We start from the raw sequence: 10479 nt of genomic DNA, 5'->3' as shown, positions 1-10479 counted from the left end.
GTTTTGAAAGGAAGCTCTGTCTGTAACGACGATCTGTTGTTTGAGGGACTTGTCCTTCATCTGACGGATGCGTTGGATTGATGCGCCTGACCGCACATCATCGGACATTATCTCGAGAAGCTGGTCTAAAAAGACGAATGTCTTTTTAGTTCTTTTATCGCTCACGGATGAGCGGTGCTTACGCACCTATCCTCCGCGGGGTCGCCGGACTTCCGGCGACGCGCGCTTGCGCTACGAAGAACGAAAAGAAGGACATTCAGTCTTGAAAAAATGAGACTGCCGACTTTGTTGGGTCGGTGGTCAGATCGTGTTGATGGCATCGTCCGGGTTATACAAAAGGCCGGACATAGAGATGAACATCAGCAATGAGAACGATCAAGTGTCTTAAGGGCATTTGGTGGATGCCTTGGTATGCACAGGCGATGAAGGACGTGATACGCTGCGAAAAGCCGTGGGGAGCTGCGAATAAGCTTTGATCCATGGATATCCGAATGGGGAAACCCACCTTAGATATCTAGAAAATCATTTTGGTTCTTGCGATGTGGTCGTGAGAGTGGACGATGGCAGGATGCCTGCGAGGGATTTCCCCGTAGGCCGACCGGCCGTCGGCGCTTTTGCGCCGCCCCGTCTGGAGCGCAGGCTGCGGCAGCAGCCTGTACGCGCGTGAAGACAGAACCCAAATGGTTTCTAGATATCGCTAAAAGGTATCTTACCTTGAATACATAGGGGTAAGAAGCGAACGCAGGGAACTGAAACATCTAAGTACCTGCAGGAAAGGACATCAATCGAGACTCCGCAAGTAGTGGCGAGCGAACGCGGATCAGGCCAGTGGCAATGATGAATAAAGCAGAACAGGTTGGGAAGCCTGGCAGTATGGGTGATAGCCCCGTATGCGTAGAACAGTCATTGTCCTTGAGTAGGGCGGGACACGTGAAATCCTGTTCGAACATGGGGCGACCACGCTCCAAGCCTAAGTACTCGTGCATAACCGATAGCGAACCAGTACCGTGAGGGAAAGGTGAAAAGCACCCCGACAAGGGGAGTGAAAGAGAACCTGAAACCGGATGCCTACAAACAGTCGGAGCCCGCAAGGGTGACGGCGTACCTTTTGTATAATGGGTCAACGACTTAGTGTATCTAGCAAGCTTAAGCCGGTAGGTGTAGGCGTAGCGAAAGCGAGTCTTAATAGGGCGATTTAGTTAGCTGCATTAGACCCGAAACCGAGTGATCTAGCCATGAGCAGGTTGAAGGTTGGGTAACACCAACTGGAGGACCGAACCCGCATCTGTTGCAATAGATTGGGATGACTTGTGGCTAGGGGTGAAAGGCCAATCAAACTCGGAGATAGCTGGTTCTCCGCGAAATCTATTTAGGTAGAGCGTTGAATGAATACCCATGGGGGTAGAGCACTGGATGGGCTATGGGGACTCACCGTCTTACTGATCCTAACCAAACTGCGAATACCATGGAGTACTGTTCAGCAGACACACGGCGGGTGCTAACGTCCGTCGTGAAAAGGGCAACAACCCTGACCTCCAGCTAAGGTCCCCAAGTCATGGCTAAGTGGGAAAGGATGTGAGGATCCCAAAACAACCAGGATGTTGGCTTAGAAGCAGCCATCATTTAAAGAAAGCGTAACAGCTCACTGGTCTAAATAAGGGTCTTTGCGCCGAAAATGTACCGGGGCTCAAGCCATGCACCGAAGCTGAGGATGTGGATTTATCCACGTGGTAGCGGAGCGTTCCGTAGGCTGATGAAGGATGACCCGTGAGGGCATCTGGAGGTATCGGAAGTGCGAATGTTGACATGAGTAACGATAAAGGGAGTGAGAGACTCCCTCGCCGAAAGACCAAGGGTTCCTGCTTAAAGTTAATCTGAGCAGGGTTAGCCGGCCCCTAAGACGAGGCGGAAACGCGTAGTCGATGGGAACCACGTTAATATTCGTGGGCCAGGCGGTGGTGACGGATTGCACAAATCGTACATTCTTATTGGATTGAGTGTGCGGTGGAGCGGTTCCAGGAAATAGCCCCGTCGTGAGACCGTACCCGAAACCGACACAGGTGGTCAGGTAGAGTATACCAAGGCGCTTGAGAGAACTGCGTTGAAGGAACTCGGCAAATTGCACGCGTAACTTCGGAAGAAGCGTGACCTCTTTATACGCAAGTATTGAGAGGTGGCACAGACCAGGGGGTAGCGACTGTTTATCAAAAACACAGGGCTCTGCGAAGTCTTTAAGACGACGTATAGGGTCTGACGCCTGCCCGGTGCTGGAAGGTTAAAAGGAGATGTGCAAGCATTGAATTGAAGCCCCAGTAAACGGCGGCCGTAACTATAACGGTCCTAAGGTAGCGAAATTCCTTGTCGGGTAAGTTCCGACCTGCACGAATGGCGTAACGACTTCCCCGCTGTCTCCAACGCAGACTCAGTGAAATTGAATTCCCCGTGAAGATGCGGGGTTCCTGCGGTCAGACGGAAAGACCCCGTGCACCTTTACTATAGCTTTACACTGGCATTCGCCAAGGCATGTGTAGGATAGGTGGTAGGCTTTGAAGCAGGGACGCCAGTTCTTGTGGAGCCATCCTTGAAATACCACCCTTATCTTCGTGGATGTCTAACCGCGATCCGTTATCCGGATCCGGGACAGTGTATGGTGGGTAGTTTGACTGGGGCGGTCGCCTCCTAAAGAGTAACGGAGGCGCGCGATGGTGGGCTCAGAACGGTCGGAAATCGTTCGTCGAGTGCAATGGCATAAGCCCGCCTGACTGCAAGACTGACAAGTCGAGCAGAGACGAAAGTCGGTCATAGTGATCCGGTGGTCCCGCGTGGAAGGGCCATCGCTCAACGGATAAAAGGTACGCCGGGGATAACAGGCTGATGACCCCCAAGAGTCCATATCGACGGGGTTGTTTGGCACCTCGATGTCGGCTCATCGCATCCTGGGGCTGGAGCAGGTCCCAAGGGTTTGGCTGTTCGCCAATTAAAGCGGTACGTGAGCTGGGTTCAGAACGTCGTGAGACAGTTCGGTCCCTATCTGCCGTGGGTGTAGGAATATTGACAGGATCTGTCCCTAGTACGAGAGGACCGGGATGGACATATCTCTGGTGGACCTGTTGTCCTGCCAAGGGCATAGCAGGGTAGCTATATATGGAATGGATAACCGCTGAAGGCATCTAAGCGGGAAACCAACCTGAAAACGAGTATTCCCTATCAGAGCCGTTGTAGACGACAACGTTGATAGGCCGGGTGTGGAAGCGCAGCAATGTGTGAAGCTTACCGGTACTAATCGCTCGATCGGCTTGATCGTTCTCATTGTTCATGTTCATCGGCATAGCCGATGAACACGATCTTTTGTCCTCACGCTGTCGCGATCTTCGATCGCTTCGCTGCGGACGGCGCTGCTCACGCGACGCAGGCAAGCTGCTGAGGGTCGTCCCTCGACAGTCTTCGCCAATGTGCGTTACTGAAGCGCTTCAACAACAACCAGCTTCTCGAAAACATGCTGCATTTGGCCGACCTGGTGGTTATGGCGGGGTCCTCAACACCCGTTCCCATTCCGAACACGGCCGTGAAATGCCCCAGCGCCAATGGTACTTTGTCTCAAGACACGGGAGAGTAGGTCGCTGCCAGGTCTGCCAAATGCAACATTGTTTATGTGTTCACGCTGTCGTGGCCTTCGGCCACGCTGCACACGGCGCGCCGAACCATCGGCGACGCGCGGTCGCGCTGAGCAAAGGATATCTTCTCATAACACAAACGGCGACTGCCGATCAAAAGCCGCCGTCAAGGCGGCTTTTTGCTGTGTAACAAAACAATAGCCCGGGCAGGAACGAGACAAACCGTCTCAAACCATAACCCAGGACGCTCAAACAATAACGCGGGGTGGAGCAGCCCGGTAGCTCGTCAGGCTCATAACCTGAAGGCCGCAGGTTCAAATCCTGCCCCCGCAACCAAATCTGTTTTATCAACAATATCAAGGGCTTCACTCTCGTCGGGTGAAGCCTTTTTGCTATTCTGCGCCGATACACCCGTTGCGAGATGCAGTAGCCCCGCAATCGCGCCATGAAGGTCGATATCGAGACCCGCTCCGTCGTCCGATGGAGTCAGAACAATCTTCTCGATCAGATCTCGCAGCTCTTCCTTCGAGCCCAGCATCTGATTAGCTTCGCCCAAGCCGGCGAAGAGCTCTGTAACCTGCTCGCGATAGCGTGCTGCCATTGACGGGTGGGCCGACTACTATAACAATTTCCGGCCACACTCATCGCTTGGATACCAAAACCCGGCAGCCTATGCCGGGACTATCGCCGCAATCGGCTCCAGCGCTGCGCAGGAAGGAGGCTATGCGTTTCTGCCGATTGCTACCACCGCGCCATTTGCGTATCACAAGAAAAACCAGACTCTCCGGAGAAATGGAGGGTCGTCGGGTCTCAGGTCAAACAACCTATCGATTACGGCTCACGGTGAACTGATCACCCGGCCTATCGTCTGAGCAGATCTCTCAAAGATAGCTGGCCGCGAACAGACTGGCTGCGTATGGATGATGGGTGATGCCGGCGGCCAGATCCTGCCTGGAAAGGTCATCCACGAAGGCGCCATCCTTCATGACCAGAACACGATCGCACATATGGGCAATCACGGCCAGGTCGTGGCTGACCAGTACATAGGTCAGCCTTTGATCGTCCCGCAGATCAGCCAGCAGGTTCAGGATTTCGGCCTGCACCGAAACATCGAGCGCCGAGGTCGGTTCATCCAGAAGCAATATTTCCGGCTCCAGCATGAGTGCGCGCGCAATGGCCACGCGCTGCCTCTGGCCACCGGAGAGTTCGTGCGGAAAACGCTCGGCGAAGGTTGCGGGCAGGCCGACACGTTCCAGCGCCGGCCCGACCAGGTTCCATCCACTGCCGCGCCCCATGGCCCGTATCGGCTCGGCCAGAACCCGCTCGATACGATGACGCGGATGGATGGAGCCGAACGGATCCTGAAACACCATCTGGGCAAGCGCGAGCTGTTCGCGGCTGCGGGTCTTGTTCACCTGCTGTCCGGACAGGGCAATGCGCCCTTCCCAATGACGATCCAGACCGGCGAGCGAGCGCAGAACCGTAGACTTCCCGCAGCCGGATTCGCCGACAATGCCGAGCGTCTCGCCTTGTTTCACCGCAAAGGAGACAGACTTGACGACATGCTTACGGGCGTCGCGCGCACCGAATGATACGTTGAGCTCAGTGACCTCGATCACGGCAATGCCTCCGCTTTTTCAATGGCCGCCCGGTCCAGTGTCGCGAGCCGTCGTACCGGATGGCGCGGATCGGGCATCGCGCCGACCAGACCCTGAGTATAGGGGTGCTGGGCGTCTTCCAGACGCGTCAGCGTTTCCACGACGCGTCCCTTGTACATGACGAGAATACGTTCGCAGAAGGCGGCCACCATGCGGATATCGTGGCTGATCAGCAGAAGGCCGGAATTGTTTTCCCGTACCATCTCGTCGAGTAGTGAGAGCACTTCGCCGCGCACGCTGACATCAAGTGCGGATGTCGGCTCGTCACCGATGACCAGCCGGGGCTTTGCCAGCAGCATCATGGCGATCATGACGCGCTGCCCCATACCACCGGAAATCTGGTGCGGATAAAGTGCCATGGTCCGCTCCACGTCGCGGATGTGCACACGTTCGAGCATTTCCGCGGCGCGATCATAGGCCGCCTTCTTTCCCAGCTTCTGGTGCAGCCTGGCAGCTTCGGCGACCTGCTTTCCGACAGAAAGCACAGGGTTCAGCGAATAACGCGGGTCCTGCATGATCAGCGCCATGCGGTTGCCGCGCAGGCCGCGCATCTGCTTTTCGCTGCGCGTCAGAACGGGTGCGCCCTCAAAATCAAGTCTGCCTGCAGCAACATCCGCCGATGGCGGCAGGAGCCGCATGATGGCGCGTCCCATGGTCGATTTGCCCGAGCCGGATTCTCCCACGACGCCGACGCGCTCGGCGCCGACGTCGAAGCTGACACCGTCGACCGCCACGATACTGGAACGGCCGAAGCGAACGGCCAGGTCACGAACGGATAGGATAGGATCAGGAGCGGGCATGACGGGGATCCAATATGTCACGAAGTGCATCGCCGGCCAGGTTGAAGGCCAGGCTGGTGAAAAGAATGGCGATACCGGGCATGACGGCGACCCACCAGTTGTCCAGCATGAAGCGCCGGCCGCTGGAGATCATCGCGCCCCATTCCGGCGCGGGCGGCTGGGCGCCAAGCCCCAGAAAACCAAGAGCGGCAGCGGTGAGAATAATCCCCGCCATGTTCAGGGTAAGCCGCACAACCACCGAGGGAATGCACATGGGCGCAATGTAGAGCGCGAGCAATCGAACCGGTGAGGCGCCATAAAGGCGGGCGGCGGCAACATAGTCGGTATTGCGCACGACAAGGGTCTCGGCCCGGGCAAGGCGGGCAATGGCAGGCCAGCCCGTGAGCGAGATGGCGATGATGGCCGTTCCCAGACCGGCACCCAGCGCTGCGGCAAACGCCAGTGCCAGCACCAGCGAGGGGAAGGACAGGACGATATCGGTAATGCGCATGAGAACGGCATCGGTCCTGCCACCGATATAGCCGGCCACAATGCCGATAACCAGCCCCAGGGGGCCGACGATGAAGGAGACGGCCAGAACGGTCTGGAACGTGATGCGTGTGCCATAAATCAGACGCGAGAGAATATCGCGACCGAACTCGTCCGTGCCGGCCCAGTGTGCCGCACTGGGCGGCAACAACGCCTGACCGAGATTCTGCGCGGTGGGGCTGTAGGGCGCGATCAGCGGGGCGAGAATGGCGATGACCGCCAGCAACGCCAGAAACAGGAAGCCGAACATGCCCACCGGCTCCTGCGAGAGTTTCGACAGCGCGTTGCGCAAGCCGGTGACAAGGCGTGTAAAGGCCTGATGGGCCGGAGATTGAATGGTCGTGGTGGTCACGAGGCTACCTCGCGTGTACGCGGATCAAGAACCAGATAGGCAAGATCCGAAAGGAAATTGAGCATCATGAAAATGGCGCCGATGATCAGGGTGGTCGCCAGTATGGCATTCATGTCACCGATCATCAGGGCATTGGTCATATATTGTCCGATACCGGGCCACGAGAACACGATCTCGGTGACGACGGCCCCCTCAAGCAGGCTGCCATAGGAGATGGCGAGGATGGTAACAAGCTGAACGGCGATGTTCGGCAGGATGTGACCGGCCAGAATGCGCCAGTTCGATGCGCCCTTGGCCCTGGCAGCGACCACATAGTCCTGGTTGAGTTGTTCAAGGGTGAAACTGCGGGTCATGCGAGTGATATAGGCCATGGCGGAATAGGCCAGGATTGCAGCCGGCAGAATGATATGGTGAACCGCGCTCCGGAAAACTTCCCAGTCGCCGGCCCACAGGCTGTCGATCAGCAGCAGACCGGTGCGCGGTTCCACAAGACCTTCAAGATAGATGTCGACACGCCCCGGTCCGCCAACCCAGGACAGGCTGGCATAGAAGATGACCAGACCGACAATGCCGAACCAGAAGACCGGGATGGAATGCCCGACCAGCGAGAGAATCCGGGCAAGCCGGTCGATCCAGGTGTCGCGGAAAAAAGCCGCGGTCATGCCCAAAGGAACCCCGATCAGGGTCGAAAGAATGACAGCCAGTGTCGCCAGTTCGAGTGTGGCCGGGAATGCGGCCCGCAGGTCCTGCATCACCGGGTTTCCCGTCAGAATGGCGTTGCCGAGATCGCCGTGCAGCAGGCCCATCAGATAGATCCAGAACTGCTGGTAAAGCGGCAGGTCAAGCCCCAGCCGCGCCCGCATGGCCTCAAGGGCTGCGGGATCGGCCAGTTCACCGACGATTGCACCAACCGGATCCGTCGGCATGACGCGACCGATTACGAAGGTTACGACGAGCAGGACAAACAGGCTCAGCACAAGCTGGCCCAGGCGTTTGCCCAGTTCGATGAGCGAAAATTCCGTCATGATCGGCCGGCCGGTTTGCTTAGTCTTCGGTCTTGGTGACGTCGTCGAGGCGGGTCAACGACCAGGGGTGCCCCTCATAGCCGTGAACCCGTTCACTGATCACGATGGGTTCAAACCGTTCGAACATCGGCAGCACGGCGGGTTTCTGTGCGATGAACATTTCCTGCATCTGCCGCAGCAATTCGAGACGGCGGGCATCGTCGCGCTCGCCATTGGCCTCGTTGCGCATCGCATTCAGCTCCGGAATGTCCCAGGCCGAGCGCCACACGAAATTGCCGGCATTGTTGGCTTCGAGCGCGTTGTCCGGATTGGTGACGAAATTGTCGATCGACCCCAGGGCCGTCGGCATGAAGGCCCCGGTTTGGGGGATAAGCAGATCGAAATCACGCGCACGGTGCGAGGCGACGATATCCGAACCATTGCCTTGCTGAATGCTGACATTGATGCCGATGTCGGCCAGACTGGCCTGAATGGCGGTGGCCATATCGACACGCGGGGTCTGTGCAATGGTCTTCAAGGTGAGATCGAAGCCATCGGCATACCCTGCCTCGGCCAGCAGCTCACGCGCCCGCTCAGGCTGGAAAGACCAGTCCGGATTATCGATCGCGCCTTCGAAATCCTCAGGTACGGGGACATTGCGCGGCCGGCCATAGGGGCCAAGGATCGTGTCGGCGATGCCCTGATAGTCGATACCGTAAGCGATGGCCTCACGCACCAACGGATTGGACAGCGGCTCGCGGCCGGCATTCATCGACAGAACGTAATAGCCGCCTGTCTTGACCTCGTCGATGGAGAACCCTTCCTTGTCGGTAAAGGTCAGCACATCCGGCGCGGTCAGCGCATTGGCGACATCGATATCGCCGCGTTCCAGCATCAGGCGGGCGGCCTGACTCTCGGGCGCATGCCGCATGATGACGCGACGCATGGCCGGTGCACCGTCCCAATATTGTTCATTGGCTTCGAGCAGCACCACATCATTCGGGGTCCAGCGGCGCAGGACAAAGGGACCAGAGCCCGCCGTATTGGTCCGCAGCCATGCATTGCCATAGTCGTCATTGGAAACATGCTCTTTAACAACGGCGCTATCAACGACACTCGCCGTGCCACCGGCCAGACGATAGAGCAGCGACTCGGGAATGACACTGTCGGTCATCTCGATGCGGAAGGTCTTCTCGTCCGGGGCTGAGATGAGATCGGCGATGGTTTCAGGCGTGTAGCCGACATTCTTGAGATTCGCGGCGGCCGACTGATCCATCATGATCAGGCGCGTCAGCGAGAACACTACATCCGCTGCGGTGACAGGATTGCCGGACGCAAAAGTCGCATCGCGCAGATGAAATGTTATGCCGGTATCGTCGACTTCCCAGCTTTCGGCCAGCTGCGGGCGGATGGCATAGCCTTCCTCACCGCTGAATTGCACCAGGCGATCATAGGTGTTGGCCAATATTTCCTGCGTCTTGACCTCTGTACCCTGCTGCGGGTCGAGCGAGAGAACCTGCGCCAGTGAGGTACCGATCACCAACTGGTCAACCGGCGTGCGGGCAAAGGCCGCAGGCGCCACGGACAAAGCCATGGCAAGAGCGGCGCCCGAAATGAATCGGGTAGAAAAAAGCTTCATTGATACTCCTCCTCGATATAACATACCAACATGCGATGTCGGTCGTATGTCGTATTATGACTATTGCATCTTTGGCGGATTGACAATAGTTAATGCGACTAAGAGCCACAGTTGGCGAGAAAGGGTTCGAAGAGGAAAGTGTTATGGCCCAGATGACGCGGCACCGCAGGCCCAGACTTGCTCAGGCCCTTGTCGAGCAATTCCGGCAAAAGATCGAGAACGGCGAACTGCCGGCCGGAGCCAAATTACCCACAGAGCCGCAGTTGGAAGCGCAGTTCTCCGTGAGCCGTACCGTGGTGCGTGAGGCCATTGCCGAACTGCGCTCGGCGGGCCTGGTCACACCTGTTCAGGGCAAGGGTATGTTCGTCAGCGAAGACCTGCCCAGCACCGGATTCATCCTTACCCCCATCGAAATCCAAAGCATTCCACAAACGCTTGAAATGCTTGAATTTCGTATCGCTATCGAGACCGAAGCCGCCGCCGTCGCGGCTTATCGGCGATCTGCGCAACAGGAAGATGCCATTCGCAACGCCAACCAGGAAATGCAGCGACTTATCGAGACGGACGCACCCACAGTGGACGCCGACCTGGCCTTTCACATGGCCATCTCCGAAGCCACCAACAATCGCTACTTCACTGACGCCCTCAAGCAATTCGGCCAGCGATCCATACCACGCGGTCAGTTTCCCACTTTGCCCAGCGCCACAGACCGACAGTACCTCCTCGGGGTGCTGAATGAACATCAGCTTATACTGGATGCTATCGCCGACCAGGATCCGGAAGCGGCCCGTCAGGCCATGCGCGATCATTTGATCGGGAGTCAGAAACGTTATCGACGATTGGCAAGATAGCTCTCGACAGGCCCTAAAATTCATATTATGTCA

The 10479-nt window shown here is 57.2% G+C and carries 6 protein-coding genes, 1 tRNA gene, 2 rRNA genes and 1 pseudogene; 5 read left to right on the top strand and 5 right to left on the bottom strand.

Annotated elements, in window-relative coordinates:
- Nucleotides 1-373 precede the first annotated feature (373 nt).
- The 4 genes and pseudogenes from TM49_RS02965 to TM49_RS23295 all read left to right on the top strand — a co-directional run.
- Nucleotides 374-3304: ribosomal RNA gene (locus TM49_RS02965) — 23S ribosomal RNA — on the top strand.
- A 209-nt stretch (nt 3305-3513) separates the two neighbouring features.
- Nucleotides 3514-3629 (top strand): 5S ribosomal RNA (rrf, locus tag TM49_RS02960).
- Nucleotides 3630-3873: 244 nt separating this feature from the next.
- Nucleotides 3874-3950 (top strand) — tRNA-Met (locus tag TM49_RS02955).
- A 254-nt stretch (nt 3951-4204) separates the two neighbouring features.
- Nucleotides 4205-4399, top strand: a pseudogene (locus TM49_RS23295) (integrase core domain-containing protein); the annotation flags it as partial.
- Between the two features lie 96 nt (nt 4400-4495).
- Here TM49_RS23295 and TM49_RS02950 read toward each other — a convergent pair.
- The 5 genes from TM49_RS02950 to TM49_RS02930 are packed head-to-tail and all read right to left on the bottom strand — an operon-like array spanning nt 4496 to nt 9595.
- Complete coding sequence (locus TM49_RS02950; protein WP_045679475.1) at nt 4496-5233, bottom strand: ABC transporter ATP-binding protein; 738 nt, start codon at nt 5231-5233, stop codon at nt 4496-4498.
- A complete protein-coding gene (locus tag TM49_RS02945; RefSeq protein ID WP_045679474.1) occupies nt 5230-6072 on the bottom strand; it encodes an ABC transporter ATP-binding protein in 843 nt (280 codons plus the stop codon). Before TM49_RS02945 ends, TM49_RS02950 begins: the two co-directional genes overlap by 4 nt.
- Nucleotides 6059-6937, bottom strand: a complete 879-nt coding sequence (locus tag TM49_RS02940) for an ABC transporter permease (RefSeq protein WP_045684662.1) — start codon at nt 6935-6937, stop codon at nt 6059-6061. Before TM49_RS02940 ends, TM49_RS02945 begins: the two co-directional genes overlap by 14 nt.
- A gap of 11 nt (nt 6938-6948) precedes the next feature.
- Nucleotides 6949-7977, bottom strand: coding sequence for an ABC transporter permease (locus TM49_RS02935; protein ID WP_045679473.1), 1029 nt, complete (start codon nt 7975-7977; stop codon nt 6949-6951).
- A gap of 19 nt (nt 7978-7996) precedes the next feature.
- Nucleotides 7997-9595, bottom strand: a complete 1599-nt coding sequence (locus TM49_RS02930) for an ABC transporter substrate-binding protein (protein WP_045679472.1) — start codon at nt 9593-9595, stop codon at nt 7997-7999.
- A 143-nt stretch (nt 9596-9738) separates the two neighbouring features.
- Between TM49_RS02930 and TM49_RS02925 the strand changes: the two genes are divergently transcribed.
- On the top strand, nt 9739-10446 hold the full coding sequence (locus TM49_RS02925) for a FadR/GntR family transcriptional regulator (protein WP_045684660.1): 708 nt from the start codon (nt 9739-9741) through the stop codon (nt 10444-10446).
- The last annotated feature ends 33 nt before the right edge of the window (nt 10447-10479 follow it).

This window comes from Martelella endophytica (assembly GCF_000960975.1).
GTDB classification, from domain to species: domain Bacteria; phylum Pseudomonadota; class Alphaproteobacteria; order Rhizobiales; family Rhizobiaceae; genus Martelella; species Martelella endophytica.
Note: the sequence above shows the minus strand (reverse complement) of the source record. Positions and strands in the feature narration are given on the sequence as shown.